This is a genomic window from Actinacidiphila sp. bgisy145, from assembly GCF_057708125.1.
In genome coordinates this window covers 53,142-75,004 of sequence record NZ_JBYIRL010000038.1, presented here as the reverse complement: position 1 = coordinate 75,004, position 21,863 = coordinate 53,142, and the positions used below count along the sequence as shown (strand labels likewise).

The following is a 21,863-nucleotide window of genomic DNA, read 5'->3' as shown; positions in this document are numbered from 1 at the left end:
GGGTCCCCGCGGGGTGCCTGCCGGGGCGTAAACCCGTTGCGGGCGGGGGCCGGGGAGCCGAGGATCGGCGGCTGTGACACCTTCCGACGACGCCCGGCCCGCCGCAGACGCCCAGCCCGCCGTGTCCGATCAGTCCGCCGCGCCCCCACAACCCGCCGCGCCCGCGGCCCGACCGGTGGCGCTGGTCACCGGGGTCGGGCGCACCGTGGGGATCGGCGCGGCGATCGCCGCGCACCTGGCCGCGTCCGGCTGGGACCTGGCGTTCAGCTACTGGACGCCGTACGACACGCGGATGCCGTGGGGCGTGGAAGCCGGTGCGGCCGGGGCGGTGGCGGCCCAGCTGGCCAGACACGGCGCGGCCACCGCCGCGATCGAGGCGGACCTCGCCCAGGTAGGCGCCGCTGAGCAGGTGTTCGACGCGGCCGAGCGGCAACTCGGGCCGGTCACCGCGCTGGTGATGTGCCACTGCGAGTCGGTGGACTCCGGCCTGCTGGACACCACCGTCGAGAGCTTCGACCGCCACTTCGCGGTCAACACCCGCGCGAGCTGGCTGCTGGTACGGGAGTTCGGCCGCCGCTTCGCCAGGCCGTACGGCACCGGGCGGATCGTGGCGCTCACCAGCGACCACACCGTGGGCAACCTGCCGTACGGCGCGAGCAAGGGCGCGCTGGACCGGATCGTGCAGGCCGCCGCGCGCGAGCTGGCGCATCTCGGGGTGGCCGCCAATGCCGTCAACCCCGGTCCGGTGGACACCGGTTGGATGACCGGGCAGCTGCGGGCCGAACTCGCCGCGCAGACCCCCCTCGGCCGGCTGGGCACCCCGCAGGACACCGCGGACCTGGTCGGCTTCCTCTGCTCGCCGCGCGGGCAGTGGATCAACGGCCAACTGCTGCACAGCAACGGCGGCCTCGCGTAGCGCGGGCGGCCCGCCTGCCGTCAGGACCGGTAACTGCTCAGCTCCACCAGGTTGCCGTCCGGATCGCGCACGTACACGCTGGTGATCGGGCCGGCCGCCCCGGTGCGCTTGACCGGGCCCTCCTCCACCGCGACGCCGTGCGCGGCGAGTTCGGCGACGACCTGGGCCGGCGGCTCGGCCACGATGAGGCACAGGTCGGCGCTGCCCGGTGTCGGGCGGGCGGCCTTCGGCTCGAACTCGTGCCCCGCCCGGTGCAGGTTGATCTTGCTCTGCCCGAAGACGAGCGCCTTCCGCCCGCCGCGGAACGTCACCTCCGTCATGCCCAGCACGCCGGTGTAGAAGGCGACGGCGGCGTCGATGTCCCGGACGGTCAGCACGAGGTGGTCGAGTCGGTCGACACGCATGGGCCCCTGCACGGTTCCTTCCCGGTACGGCGGCGGCGAACGGCCCGCTGCGGGGCTTGCGGCCGACCCTATCCGCCCAGGCGGGCGCGGCCACGGCCGACCCGCGCCCCACCCGCCGTACGGCCGAATGGAGGGAATTGCCACGCATTCCGGCTAATCGTGGTGCGGGAGGCGCCTGGGCGGGCAGGAGCTAGCCGATCACCAGCACAGCAGCCACACCGACCAGCAGAACGACCGGCCCACCGCCCGTCCCACCAGCGCACATCGAGATCCCCATGACCGTCACCGCCGTCGCCAACCCCCGCGGCCACCCCGGCTACGAGGCGACGCTGCCCTGTGCGCCGCAGAGCGCACGCCCGGCGCGGAGCCTCGTCACGATCGTGCTGAGCGTGTGGGCGCTGGACGACCTCGCCGACGACACCGCGCTGGTGGTGGACGAGCTGGTCGCCAACGCCGCCCGGCACACCACCGGTACGCGGCTGCGGGTGTCGATCACCCGGCCGGGCGGCCGCCTCGTCCGGGTGGCCGTGACCGACCACTCCCCCGAACTGCCGGTGCTGCTGCGCCCCGACGAGCGCGACGAACGCGGCCGCGGCCTCCTGCTGGTGACCGCGCTCGCCACGTCCTGGGGCGCCGTCCCGCTGCGCCGCGGCAAGAAGGTCTGGGCCGAACTCGGCAACCGCCCCTGACCGTCCGCCGCTCGGCCTGGCACCCTGGCCGTCGTGGACCTGCGAACGTATGGCGTGGACGGCCGGCCGTCGGTGACGGTGGACGAGCTGTGCGCGCGCATCGAGGAACGGGACGGCCGTGTCGCGGCGTTCGTCGGCGGCGCGGAGCCGGCTGCCGCCCGGCGGGAGCGGCTGCGCCGCGAACTGGCCGACGTGCACGCGCGATGGCCGGTGCCGGGCGGGCGGCCACCGCTGTTCGGGGTGCCGGTGGCGGTCAAGGACATCGTGCGCGTGGACGGGCTGCCGACGCGCGCCGGGTCGCGGCTGCCCCCGGAGGTGTTCGCGGGGCCGCAGGCGGCCGTCGTGGACCGGCTGCGCGCGGCCGGCGCGGTGGTCGCGGGGAAGACGGTGACCGCGGAGTTCGCGATGAGCGCGCCGGGCCCCACCCGCAACCCGCACGCGCCCGACCACACCCCCGGCGGTTCCAGCAGCGGGTCCGCCGCGGCGGTCGCGGCGGGCATGGTGCCGCTGGCGCTCGGCACGCAGACCGTCGGCTCGGTCGTGCGCCCGGCGTCGTACTGCGGTGTCGTGGGCTTCAAGCCGACGGCTGGCCGCATCCCGACCGGCGGGGTCGTGCCCAACGCGCCGACGCTGGACACCCTCGGGGTGTTCGCCGCGACGCCCGCCGAGGTCGGCGCGGCGGCGGCCGCGCTGTGCGACGGCTGGCGGCCGGTCCGAGGGGCCGCACCCCGCCCACCGGTCTTCGGCGTGCCCGACGGGCCGTATCTGGAGCGGGCCGGGCGGCAGGCGCGCGCCGCCCTCGAACGGCAGGTGGCGGCGCTGGCCCGGGCCGGCAACCAGGTGCGGCGGGTGCCGATGTTCGCCGACTTCGCGGCGGTCGCCGACGACCTGTCCGCCCTCAACCGCCATGAGGCCGCGCGCAGCCACGCCGTGTGGTTCGCGCGGTACGGCGACTACTACCGTCCGCAGTCCGCGGCCACCGTCCGCGCGGGGCAGGCAGTCTCGCCCGCCCGGTACGAGCGGGCACTGCGGGCCCGCGACGCCTTCCGGACCGGGCTGCTCGCCGCGACCGGCCGGGCCGGGGTGGATGTGTGGATCTGCCCAGCCGCCACCGGGCCCGCGCCGCGCGGCCTGTCCGACACGGGCGACCCGGTGATGTGCGGGCCGTGGAGCTTCGCGGGCTGGCCGTCGCTGTGCCTGCCCGCCGGCCGCACCGGCGAAGGGCTCCCGATCGGCTCGCAGTGGGTCGCCCGCCCGAGCGCGGACGAGCAGTTGCTGGCCTGGGCGGAGGCCGGCGCCGCGCTGCTCGCCCCGCCCGGGGAGCCGCCGGCGTACTGAGGCCGCCCGCACTCGTGGTCCGCTCGCCTCGTCCTGCGCCCACCCGTCTTCCGCCCACCCGTCTTCCGCTCACCCGTCTTCCGCTCACCTCGCCGTCCGCGCGCCTCGCCGTCCGCGCGCCCGACGCCTGCTCAGCCGCCCACGTAGGCCGCCAGGTGCTCGCCGGTGAGGGTGGCGCGGGCCGCCACCAGGTCGGCGGGGGTGCCCTCGAAGACGATCCGGCCGCCCTCGTGCCCGGCGCCGGGCCCGAGGTCCACGATCCAGTCGGCGTGCGCCATGACCGCCTGGTGGTGCTCCACGACGATCACGGACTTGCCGCTGTCCACCAACCGGTCGAGCAGCGCGAGCAGATGGGCCACGTCGGCGAGGTGGAGACCGCTGGTCGGCTCGTCGAGGACCAGGACACCGCCCTTGGCGGCCAGGTGCGTGGCGAGCTTGAGCCGCTGCCGTTCGCCGCCGGACAGCGTGGTGAGCGGCTGGCCGATACCGAGGTAGCCGAGCCCGACGTCGGCGAGCCGGGTGAGGACCGCGTGCGCGGCCGGGGTGCGCGCGTCCCCCGCGCCGAAGAACTCCCGCGCCTCGGCCACCGGCATCGCGAGCACCTCGCTGATGTCGCGGCCGCCGAGCCGGTGTTCGAGCACCGACGCCTCGAACCGCCGTCCCTCGCACACCTCGCAGACCGCGGCGACCCCGGCCATCATGGCGAGGTCGGTGTAGACGACGCCGGTGCCCTGGCAGGTGCGGCAGGCGCCCGCCGAGTTGGGGCTGAACAGGGCCGGCTGCACCCCGTTCGCCTTCGCGAACGCCTTCCGGATCGGGTCGAGCAGCCCGGTGTACGTCGCCGGGTTGCTGCGCCGGGAGCCGCGGATCGGGCTCTGGTCGACCGAGACGACGCCCGCGGCGGCGCCCACCGGGCTCTTCGCCAGCGCCCCGTGCACCAGCGAGCTCTTGCCGGACCCGGCGACACCGGTGACCACGACCAGCACGCCGAGCGGGATGTCCACGTCCACGTCCCGCAGGTTGTGCGTCGAGGCGCCGCGCACCGGCAGCACCCCGGTGGGCTCGCGCACCGTCTTCTTCAGCGCCGCGCGGTCGTCGAAGTGCCGCCCGGTGACGGTGCCGGACGCCCGCAGCTGCTCCACGGTGCCCTCGAAGCAGACGGTGCCGCCGGCCGGTCCGGCGCCGGGGCCGAGGTCCACCACGTGGTCGGCGATCCCGATCGCCTCCGGCTTGTGCTCGACCACCAGCAGCGTGTTGCCCTTGTCGCGCAGCCGCAGCAGCAGGCTGTTCATCCGCTGGATGTCGTGCGGGTGCAGGCCGACGGTCGGCTCGTCGAAGACGTAGGTCACGTCGGTCAGGGCGGAGCCGAGCTGGCGGACCATCTTCACCCGCTGCGCCTCGCCGCCCGACAGGGTGTTCGCGGGCCGGTCCAGGGAGAGGTAGCCCAGGCCGATCTCGGTGAAGGCGTCGAGGCTGTCGCCGAGCGCGGTCAGCAGCGGCGCCACCGACGGCTCGGCCAGGCCCCGCACCCACGCGGCGAGGTCGCTGATCTGGAGGGCGCAGGCGTCGGCGATGCTCAGGTCGCCGATCCGCGAGGAGCGCGCGCCCTCGCTGAGCCGGGTGCCGCCGCACTCCGGGCAGGCGGTGAAGGTGGCCACGCGGTCCACGAACGCCCGGATGTGCGGCTGGAGCGTGTCCCGGTCCTTGGCCAGCATCGACGTGCGCAGCTTGGGGATGAGCCCTTCGTACGTGACGTTGACGCCGTTGACCTTCACCCGGACCGGGTCGCCGTACAGGAAGTCCTGCAACTCCTTCGGGGAGAAGTCGCGGATCGGCTTGTCGGGGTCGAGGATGCCGGACTCGGCGTAGACCCGGACGGTCCAGAAGCTGTCGGGCTTCCAGCCGGGGATGGTGAAGGCGCCGCCGGCGATCGACTTCGTGTCGTCGTAGAGCTGGGTGAGGTCGAGGTCGGAGACGGTGCCGCGGCCCTCGCAGTGCGGGCACATCCCGCCGGTGCGCTCGTAGGTCACCTTCTGGGCGGTGCGGGCGCCGCGCGCGACGGTCATCGCGCCGCTGGCGTGGATCGAGGGGACGTTGAAGGCGTAGGCGGACGGCGGGCCGATGTGCGGGTCGCCGAGGCGGCTGAAGAGGATGCGCAGCATCGCGTGGGCGTCGGTGGCGGTGCCGACAGTGGAGCGGGCGTCGGTGCCCATCCGCTGCTGGTCGACGGCGATCGCGGTGGTCAGGCCCTCCAGGACGTCGACCTCGGGCCGGGCGAGGGCGGGCAGGAAGCCCTGCACGAAGGCGCTGTACGTCTCGTTGACCAGCCGCTGCGACTCGGCGGCGATGGTGCCGAACACCAGGGAGCTCTTGCCGGAGCCGGAGACGCCGGTGAACACCGTCAGCCGCCGCTTGGGGATCTCGACGCTGACGTCCTTGAGGTTGTTCGCCCGCGCGCCGTGCACCCGGATCGCGTCATGGGTGTCGGCGGGAGGTGCCGCCGTGCCGGGTCTGCTGGCCGTGCTCATCGATACTCCGTCCGTCCGTCTGTCTATCCGTCTGTCCGTCCGCTCCGCGGAGCCGCCGGCCGGGTCCCGTTGCCGGCTGATCACTCCTGTCCCCGATCCAAGCACCGGGGTCTGACAACGCCCGCTTCGGCCGCTTTTCCCGGGCTTGTCACGGCAGCGGGCGGCGCGACACGCCCGGGGTCGGACATCCCATTTGCGGGCATATGTCCGAACTGTCATTCTGAGGTGAGTCCAAGCCGAACAAAGAGGAGATGATCCCATGGCTTCGGAACTGACCGCCCCGGTCAAGACCACCGCGCTCGCCGCTGAGGTCGAAGGACTGCTCGACTCCGCTGAGGCGGAAGGTATCTACCGCGACACCCGTGAATGCAGTGGCGCGCTCCTGCTCGCCGCACTGCTCCTGATCTCGCCGCCCACCCCGCGCCCGAAGACGGACGCCCGCTGACGCGGCAGGCGACACGTTGGCCGAGCAGCCGCAGGGAGACACCTCGCTGAGCGCTGTGGTCGCCGACATCGCCACGGGAGTCGCGCTCGCCCTGGAGGGCGGGCGCGACTCCTACGCGCTGTCGGGCGTCCTCGCGCAGGACGACCCGGTCGCACTCGCGGCCATCAGGGTCCTGGGGGCGGATGTGCTGGCGCCGTACGCGCCGGCCACCGGTACGACGGCACACATGGACGGCAACGGGCCCCAGGCCACGGCCGGCGGCGGAGCGGAGGGTGCCCGGCTCGCGGACGAGGCGATCGTCCGCAAGGCGCTCGCCGCCTATCCCCCGGCCGCGGACGCCTCCGACGTGTCCGTGTGGAGCTACCGCGGGCTGGTGGAGGCCGCGCGCGCCTTTCTGCCCGGCGGCTCCGGGGCCGCCGCGGGTCCCGGCGGGCAGGACGGCCGACCGGCCGAACCGCGGGCGGGCACCGACTGGTTGCACACCGACCCGTGGCCCAAGCTCGCGCACCGCGCCTCCCAGCTCGGCGCGCTCTCGCTGCCGGGGCTGGCGCCCGCGCTCGCCGAGGGGTTCGCCGCGCGCACCGAGGACCTGGCCCGCGGCTTCGTCCGCGCGGTGCGGCGCCGCGACTGGGTGCAGGCCGCGGGGATCGGCCGCTGGCTGGCCGGGATGCCGGACGTGCCCGACACGCTCGGGCTCGACGCCGGGCTGGTCTATGTGCTGCGGATGAGCGCGGGCGACCCCCGGGTGGCGCTGCACACCGCGGTGGCCCGGCGCTTCCACGGGCGCGGGGTGCGGTGAACGGCGGCGCGCGGACGGGCCCGGGTACGCCGACCCCGGGTCCGGGTGCGCCTGCCGGTTCGCGGGGGCGCGGGCCGGACCGTTCGGCCTTCCCCGCGCGCCCGGGCGCCGGCGGCGAACGCCCGCACGAGGACGCGGAGTTGCTGGACCGGATCGTCACGGCCGCGCTCACCCGGGTCGACGCGATGCGCCCGTCCTTCCGGCTGCCGCCCGACGTGACCACCGACGCCGACCCGAACCTCACCATCAAACCGCTGGGCGAACTGGCCGAGTTGACCGACGTCATCCGCGGCTGCCACCCGCTGCCGGCCGTACGCGCCCTGGCCGACGACCTGTTCGGCTTCACCTGGCAGCAGACCGGTGGCGGTGAGCTGTTCGCGGAGCTGGTGCGCGGCGAGCCGCAGGCCACGTACCCGGTCGAGCTGTACGGCGTGTTCGCGCGGGCCGGGCTGCGGCACCCGGCCGCCGAGGAGCTGATGGCGGCCACCACCGGGCTGCGGCTGTGGCAGCTCGCGCGCGCGGACCACACCCGCACGCTCAACGTGCTCAACGCCGAGCGGCGGGTGGGCGTGCCGGAGCACGCCGAGTTCGCCGCCGTGCTGGCGCGGACCGGCCTGGGCGCCCGCCCCGAGCCATGGGCGCTGGACCTGCGCACCGCGTACGGCGTCACCCATGACGTCTTCCACGTCACCGACTGGGGCCGTGCGCCGCACCGGATGCCCCGGCTCCTCGCCGACTACCTGCGGCTGTGGCTGCCCGCCTGGACCGTGAACTGGGCCGAGGAGCGGCAGTGGGACCTGACCGGGGAACTCCTCGCGGTGGCCGCCTGCATGCCGGGGGCGGCGTACGACCCGGTGGCCTGGCGGGCGCTGGCGGCGGCGCAGCGGCCGGACGGCGCCGTGCCCGAGACCGGTGACGGCCCGCCCGAAGGGAGCCCGCCCGAGGCGGAGTTCACCGGCTGCTACCACTCCACGCTGGTGGCGGCGTTCGCCGCGACACTGGCGCGAACCGCGCCCGCCGCCTGCGCCGGCCCGGACGGCCCGGACAACGCGTACCCGTACCCGTATACGGACCCGGGCCAGCACGCCTCCGCCGCCGTCTCCCCGTCCGCTTCTCCGTCCGCTTCTCCGTCCGCATCCGCCCCCGTCGAGAGCGAGGTCCTGCCGTGACCGCCGCGTCCCCCGCGCTGCTGCACCGTGTCGGCGACCAGGCGCTGGCCTGGCTGCACGCCAACCGGGAGCTGTTCCGCCTCACCGACGTCGACCGCGAGACCGGCCGCGGGCTGGTCGAACGCCTCAAGCCCATCGGCGAGTTGGCGATCAACATGCGGGTGCTGGCCCGCGAGGGCGTCGCCGGTTCGCGGCAGCACGACCTGTCGGTGCGGCTGCTGGACTTCGCCTGGCGGGACCTGCTCGACGGCGGCAACGTCCTGGCCGAGTTGCAGGCGCAGGAGCCGCTGTCCCCGGTGCCGTTGGAGATCTACGGCAGCCTGCACGAACTCGGCCACCGGCACCCGGGGTTGGAGTCCGCGATCGCTCTGGCGCGCACCACCGCGAGCTGGCAGGCCGTCGAGATGCTGCCGACCCGGCGGCTGGGGCTGCTCAACTCGGAGCGCAAGATCGGCCTGGTGCCCAGCGGCGACGTCGAACAGGCCCTGGCCGCCACGTGGCTGGGCCGCACCCCCGAGCCGTGGACGGTGCAGCTGCACATCGCCTACGACGTCACGCACACCGTCTTCCACCTCACCGACTGGGGCGCGGCGCCGGACCGGCTGCCGCCGCGGATCGCCGACTACCTCGCGCTGTACGTGCCCGCGTGGGCGGCGGACTGGGCGGAGTTGGAACACTGGGACCTGCTCGGCGAGCTGCTCGTGCTCGACGCGTGCCTGCCGCGGCCGGTGCTCGACGCGCAGTTGTGGGAGCGGTACGCGGCCGCGCAAGCCCCCGACGGCGCGATGCCGGTCCACCACGGGATGCCCGACGGCAGTCCCGCGGAGGTCTTCGACCTGGTCCACCACCCCACGCTGGTCGCGGCGTTCGCGTCCGCGATGGCGACGTCCCGGGCGATGTCCGCCGGCGCCGCCGCGTGAGCGGGACCGCGGCGCGTACGGGCACCGGGGCCGACGGCCCGGACCTCCACGGCGGCGCGGACCCCGGCACCGGCGCCGACTCCGACCCCGGCACCGACACCGCCACCCGGCTCCGGCAGGCGCTCACCGAGGTCCGGGCGCCCGACGTGGTGCTGGCCGTCTCCCGCGCCGGGCGCCGCACCGTCGCCACCGGCGGCACCGTGCCGCCCGCGCGGCCACGCGAATTGCTCCGCTACGAACTCGGCTCGCTCTCCAAGACGTTCACCGTCCTGCTGCTGGCCGAACTCGCCCGCGAGGGCGTGCTCGGCCTGGACGACCGGCTGGCCGCCCACCTGCCGGGGCTGCGCCTGCCGCACCCCCGCTCCCGCGCGATCACCCTGCGGCACCTGGCCACCCACACCTCCGGGCTGCCCCGGGTGCCGCGCGACCTGATCCCGGGCGCGCTGCTGCACCCGTACACCAACGGCTACGCCGGGTACGACCGCGAGCGGCTGCTGCGCGGCTTCGCCCGTACCCGCCCCGCGCACGCCCCCGGCCGCCACTGGCACTACTCCAACTTCGGGGTGGCGCTGCTCGGCCCGGCGCTGGAGAGCGTCACCGGCACCGGCTTCGCCGCGCTCCTCACCGAGCGCGTGCTGCGCCCGCTGGGCCTGACCGGCTCGGTCGTGGGCCTCGACCCGGACGGCGCGGTCGGCCACTGCCCCGACGGCCGGACCCCGCTGCCGCCCAACGACATGGCGGCCTTCGGCCCGGCCGGCGCGGTCAGCGCCACCCCGGGCGACCTGCTCTGCTACGCCGAGGCGCTACTCTCCCCCGACTCCTCGGCCGCCCCCGCGGCCCTGCGCGCCGCGCTGCGCGACGTCCAAGTGCCGCAGCTGCGGCGCGGCTTCGGGCGCCGCCACACCCACACCCTCACCTGGTACCTCCACCCCGGCCCCGGCGGGCCCCTGCTCTTCCACGCCGGCGCCACCTTCGGCCGCCAGTCCTTCCTCGGCCTCCACCCGGCCACCGCCACCGCCGTCGTCGGCACCGCCACCCGCCACGACCGCACCTGCGCCCTCATCGGCACCTGCTACCGCCTCCTCCACACCCTCGCCACCCCCTCCCCACCCGCCTGACGGGGCGAAGAGGGCCCGGCCCCGGCCCGGTGGGGGCGGGGCCGGGCGGAGGGGGCGGGGTCAGGATTCGTCGAGGGTGATGGCCCAGGAGGGGCAGGTGGCGGCGGCGTCGCGGACGTCGGGCCACAGGGTCTGCGGGGGCTTGGCGTCGAGGAGTTCGACGATGCCGTCGTCCTCCCGCTGGTCGAAGACGTCGGGTACGGCGAGCACGCACATGCCCGAGCCGCAGCATTTCTCCTGGTCGACGTGGATACGCAACGGTGGGGTCCTTCCGCCGGGGGGCACGGGGGGCGCGGTCACCACGCCACGGGGAGTTCGTGGACGCCCAGGATGAGCGTCTCGTTGCGGTAGCGGACATCCTCGAAGGGGACCGCGAGCCGCAGTCCGGGCAGCCGGCGCAGCACCGTGGGCAGCGCGACCTGGAGTTCGAGGCGGGCGAGCGGCTGGCCCAGGCACTGGTGGACGCCGAACCCGAAGGCGAGGTGGCGCCGGCTGCCGGGGCGGGCGAGGTCGAGGCGGTCGGCGTCGGGGAAGACCTCCTCGTCGCGGTTGCCGGCGCTGAGCATGCACAGCACGCCCTCGCCGGCGCGGATGAGGGTGTCGCCGACGGTGACGTCCTCGGTGGCTACGCGCGCCACCCCGCTCTGGATGATGGTGAGGTAGCGCAGCAACTCCTCGACGGCGGCCTGCACTTCGGTGGGACCGCCGTCGCGCATCCGGGCCAGTTCGCCGGGGTTGCGCAGCAGGGCGAGTATGCCCAGGGCCGTCATGTTCGCGGTGGTCTCGTGTCCGGCGACCAGCAGCAGCCGCCCCATCCGGGCGATGTCGGCGTCGGTCAAGTCGCTCTGCTCGGCGACCCGGCTGAGGATGGCGTCGTCCGGGGAGCGCCGCTTGGCGCGGGTCAGGTCGCGGAGGTAGGCGAGCAGTTCGTTCTGCGCGGCGACCACCTCCTCCGGGGTGGACTCGGTGCGCAGGATCGCGCTGCTGCACTGCTGGAAGAACTCGTGATCGGCGTAGGGCACACCGAGCAGCAGGCAGATCACCACCGACGGCAGCGGCAGCGCGAAGTCCGCGACGAAGTCGGCCTCCTGGCGCCCCTTGGTCATCGCGTCGAGCAGGTCGTCCGCGAGCTGCTGGACCTGCGGCCGCATGGACTCGACCTTGCGGATCATGAAGTCCGAGGTGAGCATCCGGCGCAGCCGCGCGTGCTCGGGGTCGTCCATCCTGATGAAGGTGGGCCGGTCGGTGCTGAGCGCCCTGCGGCCGGCGCTCAGGAAGGGGAAGCCGGGCCGGGCGGAGTCCGCGCTGAAGCGGTCGTCGCGCAGGGTGTGGCGGATGTCGTCGTGGCGGGTGATCAGCCAGCAGGACGAGCCGTCCCAGAGGGTGGTACGGGCGACCGGGCGCTCGCGCCGGGCCTGCTGGTAGGCGGGCGGCGGGTCGAAGGGGCAGGTCGCGCGGGCCGCGGGCGCGGCCAGCGGCTCGGGCAGCGGGCCGTACGGGCAGGCGCCGGCGGCGCCCGGGTCGGCCGCCGGTGCGGGGTGCGCGGGCACAAAGGCGCCGGTGGGGGATGCGGGGCTGGGTATCGCTGCGGCCATGGCGGGCTCTCTCCTCCGGGGGTGAGGGTGAGATCTTCGTTCCGTGGTGCGACTGCTGTGGCACATGGGGTAGTTGGCCCCAGCACTAGATGCTCTGAGCAACTAACCCGTAGGTCACGGTAGTTCACGCTCCGTACGGACGGAAGGGCGCTTCGGGCGTTCGGCCGAAACTGTCCCGAAGCCGACGGTGCGCGGCCCGGTGCGGGCGGCGGCGAGCCGGTGCGGAAGGCCCGAGCGAAGAGAACCGGCCACTTCCGCACCCCGGGGCGGCAGCAACCGGAGGCGAACGGCGCGCGCTCCGGCCCGCCCGGAGCGCACACGGCGCCCTGCGTGCGGCCCCGCGCAGCCCTGCCCGGCCACAGCACCGCCGGGTAGATTGCAGGCATGGCAGACATCCGGGGTGGCGTGGCGGACGGAAGCGCGGGCGACGCGGACTACGGGGTGATCGGCGGTGGCTACAGCGACTACCGGCAGCCCGACCCGCGGATCGCACGGGTGCTGGCCGACGCGCTGGGCGGCGCCCGCAGCGTGCTGAACGTCGGCGCCGGCGCGGGGTCGTACGAGCCGGCGGACGCCGAGGTGGTCGCGGTGGAACCGTCCGCGACGATGCGCGCCCAGCGGCCCGCGCACCTGGCACCCGCGATCGATGCCTCCGCCGAGCAACTGCCCTTCGACGACGACCGGTTCGACGCGTCGATGACGACGTTCAGCGTGCACCAGTGGAGCGACGCCGCGGCCGGGCTGCGCGAGATGCGCCGGGTGACCCGCGGCCCCGTGGTCGTCATGACCTGCGACCCGGCGCTCGTCCGGGACTTCTGGCTGTACGCGTACGCACCGCTGGTACTGGACACCGAGGCGCGCCGCTACCCGGCGGTCGAGGCGATCACGGCCGCGCTGGGCGGCAGGTGCACGGTGACACCGGTGCCGATCCCGGCCGACTGCACCGACGGCTTCAACGAGGCGTACTACGCCCGCCCGGAGCGGCTGCTCGACCCCGGTGCCCGGCAGGCGTGCTCGGCGTGGAGCTTCGTGCCGCCGGAGCTGGCCGCGCGGTACACCGGCGACCTGCGCGCGGCCATCGGGTCGGGCGCCTGGGACGCGCAGTACGGCGCGCTGCGCCACCAGCCGTACCTGGACGGGTCGCTGGTGCTGATCCGGTCCGTGCCGGAGCACGGCACGCCCTGACCCGGCGCGGGCCGACCCGGCACGGCACGCCCCGACCCGGCCCCTACGACTACGGCCGGTCGATATGGACGTTTGTCGACTTCACCCGGGCCACGGCCTCCGCCCCGACCTCCAGCCCCAGTTCCTCCACCGCCTCCCGCGTGACCAGGGACACCAGCCGGTGCGGCCCCGCCTGGATCTCCACCTGGGCGGCCACGTCACCGAGCTTGACGGCCGTCACGATGCCCGGGAACGCGTTGCGCACCGACGTGTGCGAGGTGTCCGACTCCGCGTCGGGACTCTGGGCCAGCTCGACGGAGAACGCGGCCAGATCCCGCCCGTCGATGAGCCGGCGCCCGGCCTCGTCACGGTGGGTGGCGACCCGGCCGGCGTCGGCCCAGCGCCGCGCGGTGTCCGGGCTGACGCCCAGCAGCCGCGCCGCCTGGCCGATCGTGTAGGACTGCATGGCGCCAGCGTACGGCGGCCCGCCCGGCGGCGGCGCGGCGCGCACCCGCGGTTTTCTCCCGCGCGCCCGGACCGCGGTGCCACTACGCTGAACTGCATGGACTGCCGAACACATGGACGACAGCACGGGACGGGATGCCGATGACCGAGCCGGACGCCGGCACGCGCCGCGCCGCGCTCCTCACCGTTGACGACGACCCCGGGGTCTCCCGGGCGATCGCCCGCGACCTGCGCCGCCGCTACGGCGAGCGGTACCGGGTGGTGCGGGCGGAATCCGGCCAGGACGGACTGGACGCGCTGCGGGAGATGAAGCTGCGCGGGGACCTGGTCGCGGTGGTCCTGGCCGACTACCGGATGCCGAACATGACCGGCATCGAGTTCCTGGAGCAGGCGATGGACGTGTACCCCGGCGCGCGCCGGGTGCTGCTCACCGCCTACGCGGACACCGGTGCCGCCATCGACGCGATCAACGTCGTCGACCTCGACCACTACCTGCTCAAGCCGTGGGACCCGCCGGAGGAGAAGCTCTACCCGGTGGTCGACGAGCTGCTGGACAGCTGGCTGTGCTCCGACCACCGCCCGGTGCCCGAGACGAAGGTGATCGGACACCGCTGGTCGGCGCGCTCCTCGGGGGTGCGGGAGTTCCTGGCCCGCAACCAGGTGCCCTACCGCTGGTACCAGTCCGACCAGGCCGAGGGCCGGCGGCTGCTGGAGGCCGCCGGGCACGACGGGCTGCGGCTGCCGGTGGTGATCGCGCCGGGCGGCGAGGTGCTGCTGGAGCCGTCCGACCAGGACCTGGCGGTGCGGGTCGGCCTGTCCACCGCACCGGCCGAGGAGTTCTACGACCTGGTGGTGATCGGCGGCGGCCCGGCCGGGCTCGGCGCCGCGGTCTACGGCGCCTCCGAGGGGCTGCGCACGGTCCTGGTGGAGCGCACCGCGACCGGCGGCCAGGCCGGGCAGAGCGCCCGGATCGAGAACTACCTCGGCTTCCCCGACGGCGTCTCCGGCGCGCAGCTCACCGACCGGGCCCGCCGCCAGGCCACCCGGTTCGGCGCGGAGCTGCTCACCGCCTGCGAGGTCACCGCGCTGGAGGTCAACGGTTCGGCCCGCACCGTGCGGTTCGCCGACGGCTCCGCGGTCACCGCGCAGAGCGTGCTGCTGGCCACCGGTGTCGCCTACCGCCGGCTGGAGGTGCCGGGGCTGGCCGAACTCACCGGCCGGGGCGTGTACTACGGCTCGGCGCTGACCGAGGCGGCCGGCTGCGACGGCCAGGACGTGTACATCGTCGGCGGCGCCAACTCCGCGGGCCAGGCCGCCGTCCACCTGGCCCGGCACGCCAAGTCGGTGACGCTGCTGGTGCGCGGGGCGTCGCTGGAGGCGTCCATGTCGCACTACCTGATCCAGCAGATCGCGGCCGTGCCCACCATCGAGGTGCGCACCGGCACGTCGGTCACCGCGGTACACGGCGAGGACCACCTGGCGGGCCTGACCCTGCGCGACGCCGCCACCGGCTCGGACGAGCTCGTCGACGCCCAGCGGATGTTCGTGTTCATCGGCGCCGCGCCGCGCACCGACTGGCTGGACGGCACCGTGCGCCGCGACCGGCACGGGTTCGTGCTGACCGGGCCGGACCTGCCGGCCGGTGACGGGCAGCGGCCGGCCGGCTGGCAGCCGGACCGGCTGCCGTACCACCTGGAGACCAGCGTGCCGGGGGTCTTCGCGGCCGGCGACGTGCGCGCGGAGTCGGCGAAGCGGGTGGCGTCCGCGGTCGGCGAGGGCGCGATGGCCGTGATGCTGGTGCACCGCTACCTGGAGGGGCTGTGACCGACGAACCGCAGCAGACGCAGCAGGCGCGGCAGCGCCCGCTCGACCCGTGCGACCCGGACGAGCTGCGCACGCTCTTCCTGTTCGAGAAGCTCACCCCGGAGCAGCTGGCCAAGCTGTGCCGGATCGGCCGGGTGGAGACCCTCGAGCCCGGCCCGGTCTTCGCCGAGGGCGAGCCGGCCACCTGCTTCTACGTGCTGCTGGACGGCGCGCTGGTGACCTCCCGGAAGGTCGGCGACGACGACGTGGAGGTGGCCAGGACCTCCCAGCGGGGCGTGTACACCGGCGCCTTCCAGGCGTACCTCGGCGACCGGGTGCCGCAGCGGTACACCAACTCGATGCGGGTGACGGCGCCTTCGCGGTTCTTCGTGCTGGCCGCCGACGACTTCGCGCACATCGTCACCGAGTGGTTCCCGATGGCGGTGCACCTGCTGGAGGGGCTGTTCTTCGGCAACAAGTCCTTCCAGCAGGTGGTCAGCCAGCGGGAGCGGCTGCTCGCGCTGGGGTCGCTGTCGGCGGGGCTGACCCACGAGCTGAACAACCCGGCCGCCGCCGCGCTGCGGGCCACCTCCGCGCTGCGCGAGCGGGTCGCCGGGATGCGGCACAAGCTGAAGATCCTGGCCGGCGGCCCCTACCGGCAGGCCGACCTGGACACCCTGGTCAGCGTCCAGGAGCGGGCCGCCGAGCGGGTCGCGAAGGCCGAGCAGCTCAGCCCGATGGACGCCTCCGACCGCGAGGACGCGATCGCGGACTGGATGGACGCGCACGGCATCGCCGGCGGCTGGGACCTGGCACCGGCGTTCGTGCAGGCGGGGCTGGACGAGGAGTGGCTCGACCAGGTCGCCGCGGCCGTCGACGGCAAGGTGCTGGAGAGCGCGGTGCGGTGGCTCAACTACACCGTCGAGACCGAGCTGCTGATGAACGAGATCGAGGACTCCACCTCCCGGATCTCCGGCCTGGTGGGCGCCGCCCGGCAGTACTCCCAACTGGACCGCGCGCCCTACCAGGTGGTCGACGTCCACGATCTGCTCGACAGCACCCTCCAGATGCTCGCCGGGAAGATCGGCGCGGGGGTGCAAGTGGTCAGGGAGTTCGACCACACCCTGCCGCGCGTCCCCGGCTACCCGGGCGAGCTGAACCAGGTGTGGACCAACCTGGTGGACAACGCGGTGGCCGCGATGGACGGCGCCGGCACGCTCACCGTGCGGACCTCGGCGGAGCACGGCAGGCTGGTGGTGGAGTTCCGCGACACCGGTCCCGGTGTGCCGGCGGAGATCCGGCAGCGGATCTTCGAGCCGTTCTTCACCACCAAGCCGGTCGGCCAGGGCACCGGCCTCGGCCTCGACATCTCCTGGCGGATCGTGGTCAACAAGCACCACGGCGACCTGAAGGTCGAGTCCGAGCCGGGCGACACCCGCTTCCGGGTGTACCTGCCGCTGAACACGCCGGAGGCCGGCCAGGACACTGAGGAGGAGACCGTATGACCCCGTCGGACGACATGGGCGCACCCGGCGACTCCGGGGCCCCCGCGATCGACCCCGCGGTGCCGCCCAGCGGCACCGGCTGCGCGAGCTGCGACGCGGACGGCGGGTGGTGGTTCCACCTGCGCCGGTGCGCGGCCTGCGGCCGGATCGGCTGCTGCGACTCCTCGCCGGGCCAGCACGCCAGCGCGCACGCGGCCGCCACCGGCCACGACGTGGTGCGCAGCTTCGAGCCGGGCGAGGACTGGTTCTGGGACTACGCCAGGGAGCAGTACGTCGAGCAGGGCCCGCAGCTGGCGGCGCCGCAGAGCCACCCGGCCGACCAGGGCGTGCCGGGGCCGTCGGACCGGGTGCCGCCGGACTGGCGCGACCGGCTCAACCAGTAGCGCGCACCCGGTGCGGGCGGCGGTGCGACGCCGCCGCCCGCACCGCCGTTCAGTCGCCCAGCACCGGCAGCAGCTCCGGCAGGTGCCCGTCGGAGGCGAGCGCCGCGTCGATCCGCTCCTGCGGCACCTGCCCGTACAGGGTGGTGCGCGGGCGGGAGGGGCGGCCGGCCGCGTCGGCGATCGCGACAAGGTCGCGCACCGAGCGGTAGGACCCGTAACGCGAGCCCGCCATCCGGGAGATGGTCTCCTCCATCAGGGTGCCGCCGAGGTCGTTGGCGCCCGAGCGCAGCATCTCCGCGGCGCCCTCGGCGCCCAGCTTCACCCAGCTGGTCTGGATGTTGGGGATGTGCGGGTGCAGCAGCAGCCGCGCCATCGCGGTGACCGCGCGGTTGTCGCGCAGGGTCGGGCCCGGCCGGGAGATCCCGGCGAGGTAGACCGGCGCGTTGGTGTGGATGAACGGCAGCGTCACGAACTCCGTGAACCCGCCGGTGCGTTGCTGGATCTCGGCGAGCAGCCGCAGGTGGCCGAGCCAGTGGTGGGGCTGGTCCACGTGGCCGTACATCATCGTGGACGAGGAGCGGATGCCCAGTTCGTGCGCGGTGCTGACCACCTCGACCCAGGTCGCGGCGGGCAGCTTGCCCTTGGTGAGCACCCAGCGGACCTCGTCGTCCAGGATCTCGGCCGCTGTGCCGGGGATGGTGTCGAGCCCGGCCTCCTTCGCGGCCGTCAGCCAGTCCCGGATCGACATGCCGGTGCGGGTCGCGCCGTTGACCACCTCCATCGGGGAGAAGGCGTGCACGTGCATGCCCGGCACCCGCGCCTTGACCGCGCGCGCGATGTCGAAGTAGGCCGAGCCGGGCAGGTCGGGGTGGATGCCGCCCTGCATGCACACCTCCACCGCGCCCACCTGCCACGCCTGTTCGGCCCGGTCGGCGACCTGGTCCAGGGAGAGGGTGTACGCGTCGGCGTCGGTGCGGCGCTGGGCGAACGCGCAGAAGCGGCAGCCGGTGTAGCAGACGTTGGTGAAGTTGATGTTCCGCGTCACGATGTACGTCACGTCGTCGCCGACGGTGTCGCGGCGCACGTCGTCGGCGATCCGGCACAGCGCGTCCAGCGCCGGGCCGTCGGCGTGCAGCAGGGCCAGGGCCTGGGCGTCGGTCAGCCGCGTCGGGTCGTCGGCGGCCACCGACAGCGCCTGCCGGACGTCGGCCTCCACCCGGTCGGGCACCAGCCCGGGCGCGGCCTGTTCGCGCAGGCTCGCCCAGTCGCCGTACACGTCGTCGAAGTCGTCGCGCCGGTCGGCGCTGCGGCCGTGGGTGTCGATGGTGCGGTGCAGGTCGGTGCGCCCGCCGGCGGCGGGGAAGGCGTCGTCGGGCTCCTGCCAGGGCAGGCCCTGCGGCCGGACGTCCTCGCGGGCCAGGCCCGTCGCGGGGTCGGCGAGCGCGGTGACGTGGGGCAGCAGACGCGGGTCGAGCCAGGGCTCGCCGCGGCGGATGTACTCCGGGTAGATCGTCAGCCGCTCCTTGAGGGTGTAGCCCGACTCGGCGGTGCGCGCGGCCAGTTCGTCGATCTGCGGCCAGGGGCGCTCGGGGTTGACGTGGTCGGGGGTCAGCGGTGAGACGCCGCCCCAGTCGTCGATCCCGGCGGCGACGAACCTGCCGTACTCGCCGTCGACCAGGTTGGGCGGTGCCTGGATGCGGGCGGCGGGACCGAGCACGATCCGGGCCACGGCGATGGCCGCGGCGAGTTCGCCGAGTTCCGCGTCGGGCATGCCGCGCATCGCGGTGTCCGGCTTCGCGCGGAAGTTCTGCACGATGACTTCCTGGATGCCGTGGTACTGCCGGGCGGTGCGGCGGATCGCGAAGAGCGCCTCGGCCCGCTCGGTGTACGTCTCCCCGATGCCGATCAGGATGCCGGTGGTGAACGGCACGTTGGAGCGGCCGGCGTCCTCAAGCACCCGCAGCCGGACCGCGGGTTCCTTGTCCGGCGAGCCGTGATGCGGGCCGCCGGGCTCCGACCACAGCCGGGTGGCGGTGGTCTCCAGCATCATGCCCATCGACGGTGCGACGGGCTTGAGGCGCGCGAGGTCGGTCCAGCCCAGCACACCGGGGTTGAGGTGCGGCAGCAGCCCGGTCTCCTCCAGCACCCGGACGGCCATGGCGCGCACATACGCGAGCGTGTCGTCGTAGCCGTGCGCGTCCAGCCACTCGCGGGCCTCGGGCCAGCGGTCCTCCGGGCGGTCGCCGAGGGTGAACAGCGCTTCCTTGCAGCCCAGTTCGGCGCCGCGCCGGGCGATGTCCAGCACCTCGTCCGGGGACAGGAACATCCCCTCGCCGGCCCGCCGCAGCTTGCCGGGCACCGTGACGAAGGTGCAGTAGTGGCAGGTGTCGCGGCACAGCCGGGTCAGCGGGATGAAGACCTTCCGCGAGTACGTGATCACGCCGGGGCGGCCGGCGGCGGCCAGTCCGGCGTCCCGGACCCGGCCCGCGATGTCCGACAGCCGTTCCAGGTCGGCGCCGCGCGCCTGGAGCAGCACGGCCGCCTCCGCGGCGTCGAGGGCGACCCCTTCCGCCGCGCGGTGCAGCGCGCGGCGCATCGCGTTCGCCGTCGGCCGGCTCTCCGTCCCCGCGGCGGCGGGCTCTTCAGGTTCACGCGTCGTCATTGTTCGAGCATAAGCACACCGGCCGTTGTACATCCGGCGCCCCCGGTGCCCCGGCGGCGTCGCTACGCGTGCTGATCGCCGGCCGCGGCGGCCGCGGCCGCCGTCACCCGCGCCAGCAGGGCCTTCTTGTCGGGCTTGCCGCTGGGCGCGACGGGTACGGTGTCGAGCACCGTGACCGTGGCGGGCACGGCGTCGGCGCCGAGTGCGGCGCGTACGGCGGCACGCAGTTCGCCGGCGGCGGGCGGCCGGCCGGGCGCGCGCGGGACGACGAAGGCGTGCGGGGCCTCCCCGGTGCGCTCGTCGGGCGCGGCCACGACGTAGGCCTGGTCGACGTCCGGGTGGTCGGCGAGCGCGGCCTCGATGGCGGCGGTGTAGTAGAGGATCGCGTTGACGAAGACGACCTCGCGGGCCCGGCCGAGCAGGCGCAGGAAGCCGTCCTCGGCGAGGGTGGCGAGGTCCCGGGTCCTGATCCAGCCGTCCTGGACGACCTCGCGGGTCTGCTCCGGGTCCCGCCAGTAGCCGGACATGGCGCCGGCCGAGCGGACCCAGACCTCGCCGGGGGCGCCGGCGGGCACCTCGCGCCCTTCGGGGTCGCGCAGCGAGATCGCCACGTCGGGCATCGGGCGGCCGACGGAGTCCTGCACCGCGGCGCCGTGGCGGGCCTGGTCGCCGGGGGTGAGCAGGGCGAGCATGCCGGCCTCGGTCTGGCCGTATCCCTGGTGGACGACCGGGCCGAGGAGTTCGGCGGCCTCGGCGAGGCGGTGCGCGGGCAGCGGCGAGCCGGCCACCAGCAGCACGCGCATGCTGCTGGTGTCGACGTCCTCGGTGCGCAGGGTCTCCAGCACCTGGTACAGCCGCGGGACGGTGCACAGGCAGGCGGTGACGCGGTGGCGCTGCCAGGTGTGCGGGAAGGAGACCGGGGGTTCGGGGATGATCGCGGTGCCGCCGCTGAGCAGGCACAGCGCGAGGTGTTCGAGCATGACCGCGCTGGTGAGGGTGCCGAAGACGAGGAACCGGCGGTATCCGGCGGCGAGTTCGCGGGCGGTGTCGCTCCAGCGGTCGGCCGGCTGCCAGGACCAGTGGCCGGCCAGGGCGCGGTAGGTCTGGGCGCAGCCCTTGGGGTGGCCGGTGCTGCCGCTGGTGAGGGTGATCAGGGCGACGTCGTCGGGGCGGCCGCGGGCGACCAGTCCGGCGCCGGGCGCGCCGTCGTACGGTGCGCCGGGCGCGGGGGTGCCGTCGTCGTGGAGGGCGGCGCGGGGGGTCGCGGCGCGGGCGCCGTCGTCGCGGGTGCCGTCGTCGCGGGTGCCGTCGTCGTGGATGCCGCCGTCGCCGCTGCGGCCGTCGAGCAGGTCGCGTTCGACGTCCAGGACGGCGGCGCCCGCCGCCTTGGCCGCGTCGGCGAGCGGTTCGGTGCGGGTGGTGTCGTCGACCAGGACGGCGTCGATGTCCTGGGCGAGCACATGGTGGAGCTGAGCGGGCGTCAGGCCCGGGCGCAGCCCGGTGACGCGGCAGCCGAGCAGGTGGGCGGCGATCTGCGCGGCGAAGCCCGCGGGGGTCACGGCGGTGGTGAGGGCGACCCCGCGGCCCGGGCCGAGTCCGGCGGCGGCCAGGCGCTCGGCGCAGGCCCGGACGAGGGCGAGCACCCGGCCGCGGCCGACCGGCCGGGTCCGGAACTCGAATGCCGGAGTGTCCGGGTCGTGGGCGAACGCGTCGATCAGGGCCTGCGGAAACGGCGATTCGGCCGGATTGTTCATCGTCCCCTCCGATCCGCGCGGCCGGCCCGGCAGGCATTTCGGCCACGGGCAAGCGGGTAAACCGCCTCGGCGGCGCACGGGCATTGCGGAGGCGCCGGCGGGTGCGCACTCCTGGTCGTTGGCGACATTATCCGCACGACAGCATTTCCAATCTCGCAAAGCCATGTGACATGGATCACATCAGGAACCCTGGAGCGATCCTTGAA

The 21,863-nt window shown here is 74.7% G+C and carries 19 protein-coding genes; 12 read left to right on the top strand and 7 right to left on the bottom strand.

Annotated features, from left to right (window positions below):
• The first annotated feature begins 121 nt into the window (after positions 1-121).
• On the top strand, positions 122-916 hold the full coding sequence (locus AC3ERT_RS28855) for an SDR family oxidoreductase (protein ID WP_435177685.1): 795 nt from the start codon (positions 122-124) through the stop codon (positions 914-916).
• Positions 917-936: 20 nt separating this feature from the next.
• Here the strand turns inward: AC3ERT_RS28855 and AC3ERT_RS28850 are convergent, their stop codons facing one another.
• Positions 937-1,320 carry a VOC family protein gene (locus tag AC3ERT_RS28850; RefSeq protein WP_435177676.1) on the bottom strand — a complete coding sequence of 128 codons (384 nt, stop codon included), beginning with the start codon at positions 1,318-1,320 and terminating at the stop codon, positions 937-939.
• Positions 1,321-1,595: 275 nt separating this feature from the next.
• Between AC3ERT_RS28850 and AC3ERT_RS28845 the strand changes: the two genes are divergently transcribed.
• Together AC3ERT_RS28845 and AC3ERT_RS28840 are read left to right on the top strand one after the other, a co-directional pair.
• Positions 1,596-2,009, top strand: coding sequence for an ATP-binding protein (locus AC3ERT_RS28845; protein ID WP_335976465.1), 414 nt, complete (start codon positions 1,596-1,598; stop codon positions 2,007-2,009).
• A gap of 33 nt (positions 2,010-2,042) precedes the next feature.
• Positions 2,043-3,347, top strand: coding sequence for an amidase (locus tag AC3ERT_RS28840; protein WP_435177674.1), 1,305 nt, complete (start codon positions 2,043-2,045; stop codon positions 3,345-3,347).
• 131 nt (positions 3,348-3,478) lie between these two features.
• On the opposite strand, the gene AC3ERT_RS28835 is transcribed toward AC3ERT_RS28840, so the two are convergent.
• Positions 3,479-5,875 (bottom strand): ATP-binding cassette domain-containing protein, encoded by a 2,397-nt coding sequence (locus AC3ERT_RS28835; protein WP_435177672.1) that lies wholly within the window; start codon positions 5,873-5,875, stop codon positions 3,479-3,481.
• Between the two features lie 259 nt (positions 5,876-6,134).
• Between AC3ERT_RS28835 and AC3ERT_RS28830 the strand changes: the two genes are divergently transcribed.
• From AC3ERT_RS28830 to AC3ERT_RS28810, 5 genes are all read left to right on the top strand, one after another.
• Entirely contained in the window at positions 6,135-6,320 is a 186-nt protein-coding gene (locus tag AC3ERT_RS28830; RefSeq protein WP_335976471.1) for a hypothetical protein, read from the top strand.
• 55 nt (positions 6,321-6,375) lie between these two features.
• Positions 6,376-7,119, top strand: a complete 744-nt coding sequence (locus tag AC3ERT_RS28825) for a hypothetical protein (protein ID WP_435177683.1) — start codon at positions 6,376-6,378, stop codon at positions 7,117-7,119.
• A gap of 140 nt (positions 7,120-7,259) precedes the next feature.
• Complete coding sequence (locus AC3ERT_RS28820; RefSeq protein ID WP_435177670.1) at positions 7,260-8,288, top strand: DUF6895 family protein; 1,029 nt, start codon at positions 7,260-7,262, stop codon at positions 8,286-8,288.
• Positions 8,285-9,208, top strand: coding sequence for a DUF6895 family protein (locus tag AC3ERT_RS28815; RefSeq protein WP_335976476.1), 924 nt, complete (start codon positions 8,285-8,287; stop codon positions 9,206-9,208). The genes AC3ERT_RS28820 and AC3ERT_RS28815 overlap by 4 nt, the downstream gene beginning before the upstream one ends.
• A complete protein-coding gene (locus AC3ERT_RS28810; protein WP_435177667.1) occupies positions 9,205-10,326 on the top strand; it encodes a serine hydrolase domain-containing protein in 1,122 nt (373 codons plus the stop codon). The genes AC3ERT_RS28815 and AC3ERT_RS28810 overlap by 4 nt, the downstream gene beginning before the upstream one ends.
• A gap of 60 nt (positions 10,327-10,386) precedes the next feature.
• On the opposite strand, the gene AC3ERT_RS28805 is transcribed toward AC3ERT_RS28810, so the two are convergent.
• Positions 10,387-10,584 carry a ferredoxin gene (locus tag AC3ERT_RS28805; RefSeq protein WP_435135893.1) on the bottom strand — a complete coding sequence of 66 codons (198 nt, stop codon included), beginning with the start codon at positions 10,582-10,584 and terminating at the stop codon, positions 10,387-10,389.
• Between the two features lie 38 nt (positions 10,585-10,622).
• Complete coding sequence (locus AC3ERT_RS28800; protein WP_435177664.1) at positions 10,623-11,921, bottom strand: cytochrome P450; 1,299 nt, start codon at positions 11,919-11,921, stop codon at positions 10,623-10,625.
• A 384-nt stretch (positions 11,922-12,305) separates the two neighbouring features.
• On the opposite strand from AC3ERT_RS28800, the gene AC3ERT_RS28795 reads away from it, so the two are divergent.
• A complete protein-coding gene (locus tag AC3ERT_RS28795; RefSeq protein WP_335976486.1) occupies positions 12,306-13,106 on the top strand; it encodes a class I SAM-dependent methyltransferase in 801 nt (266 codons plus the stop codon).
• Between the two features lie 49 nt (positions 13,107-13,155).
• Here the strand turns inward: AC3ERT_RS28795 and AC3ERT_RS28790 are convergent, their stop codons facing one another.
• The gene (locus AC3ERT_RS28790) at positions 13,156-13,551 is read right to left on the bottom strand and encodes a TOBE domain-containing protein (protein WP_335976489.1); all 396 of its coding nucleotides are present in this window, start codon (positions 13,549-13,551) and stop codon (positions 13,156-13,158) included.
• A 140-nt stretch (positions 13,552-13,691) separates the two neighbouring features.
• Between AC3ERT_RS28790 and AC3ERT_RS28785 the strand changes: the two genes are divergently transcribed.
• Genes AC3ERT_RS28785 through AC3ERT_RS28775 form a run of 3 tightly spaced genes read left to right on the top strand, consistent with a single transcriptional unit; the run spans position 13,692 to position 17,241 of the window.
• A complete protein-coding gene (locus AC3ERT_RS28785; protein ID WP_435135886.1) occupies positions 13,692-15,374 on the top strand; it encodes an NAD(P)/FAD-dependent oxidoreductase in 1,683 nt (560 codons plus the stop codon).
• On the top strand, positions 15,371-16,858 hold the full coding sequence (locus AC3ERT_RS28780; protein WP_335976492.1) for an ATP-binding protein: 1,488 nt from the start codon (positions 15,371-15,373) through the stop codon (positions 16,856-16,858). Before AC3ERT_RS28785 ends, AC3ERT_RS28780 begins: the two co-directional genes overlap by 4 nt.
• A complete protein-coding gene (locus AC3ERT_RS28775; RefSeq protein ID WP_435135884.1) occupies positions 16,855-17,241 on the top strand; it encodes a UBP-type zinc finger domain-containing protein in 387 nt (128 codons plus the stop codon). Before AC3ERT_RS28780 ends, AC3ERT_RS28775 begins: the two co-directional genes overlap by 4 nt.
• A 49-nt stretch (positions 17,242-17,290) precedes the next feature.
• Here the strand turns inward: AC3ERT_RS28775 and AC3ERT_RS28770 are convergent, their stop codons facing one another.
• Together AC3ERT_RS28770 and AC3ERT_RS28765 are read right to left on the bottom strand one after the other, a co-directional pair.
• On the bottom strand, positions 17,291-19,903 hold the full coding sequence (locus AC3ERT_RS28770; protein WP_335976497.1) for a bifunctional FO biosynthesis protein CofGH: 2,613 nt from the start codon (positions 19,901-19,903) through the stop codon (positions 17,291-17,293).
• A 62-nt stretch (positions 19,904-19,965) separates the two neighbouring features.
• The gene (locus AC3ERT_RS28765) at positions 19,966-21,657 is read right to left on the bottom strand and encodes a class I adenylate-forming enzyme family protein (RefSeq protein WP_435177661.1); all 1,692 of its coding nucleotides are present in this window, start codon (positions 21,655-21,657) and stop codon (positions 19,966-19,968) included.
• Between the last annotated feature and the right edge of the window lie 206 nt (positions 21,658-21,863).

Excerpts from the sequence above, each read along its gene's own strand:
- AC3ERT_RS28850 (WP_435177676.1), bottom strand. The coding sequence starts at position 1,320 with ATGCGTGTCGACCGACTCGACCACCTCGTGCTGACCGTCCGGGACATC.
- AC3ERT_RS28845 (WP_335976465.1), top strand. The coding sequence starts at position 1,596 with ATGACCGTCACCGCCGTCGCCAACCCCCGCGGCCACCCCGGCTACGAG.
- AC3ERT_RS28835 (WP_435177672.1), bottom strand. The coding sequence starts at position 5,875 with ATGAGCACGGCCAGCAGACCCGGCACGGCGGCACCTCCCGCCGACACC.
- AC3ERT_RS28830 (WP_335976471.1), top strand. The coding sequence starts at position 6,135 with ATGGCTTCGGAACTGACCGCCCCGGTCAAGACCACCGCGCTCGCCGCT.
- AC3ERT_RS28800 (WP_435177664.1), bottom strand. The coding sequence starts at position 11,921 with ATGGCCGCAGCGATACCCAGCCCCGCATCCCCCACCGGCGCCTTTGTG.
- AC3ERT_RS28795 (WP_335976486.1), top strand. The coding sequence starts at position 12,306 with ATGGCAGACATCCGGGGTGGCGTGGCGGACGGAAGCGCGGGCGACGCG.
- AC3ERT_RS28790 (WP_335976489.1), bottom strand. The coding sequence starts at position 13,551 with ATGCAGTCCTACACGATCGGCCAGGCGGCGCGGCTGCTGGGCGTCAGC.
- AC3ERT_RS28785 (WP_435135886.1), top strand. The coding sequence starts at position 13,692 with ATGACCGAGCCGGACGCCGGCACGCGCCGCGCCGCGCTCCTCACCGTT.
- AC3ERT_RS28775 (WP_435135884.1), top strand. The coding sequence starts at position 16,855 with ATGACCCCGTCGGACGACATGGGCGCACCCGGCGACTCCGGGGCCCCC.
- AC3ERT_RS28770 (WP_335976497.1), bottom strand. The coding sequence starts at position 19,903 with ATGACGACGCGTGAACCTGAAGAGCCCGCCGCCGCGGGGACGGAGAGC.
- AC3ERT_RS28765 (WP_435177661.1), bottom strand. The coding sequence starts at position 21,657 with ATGAACAATCCGGCCGAATCGCCGTTTCCGCAGGCCCTGATCGACGCG.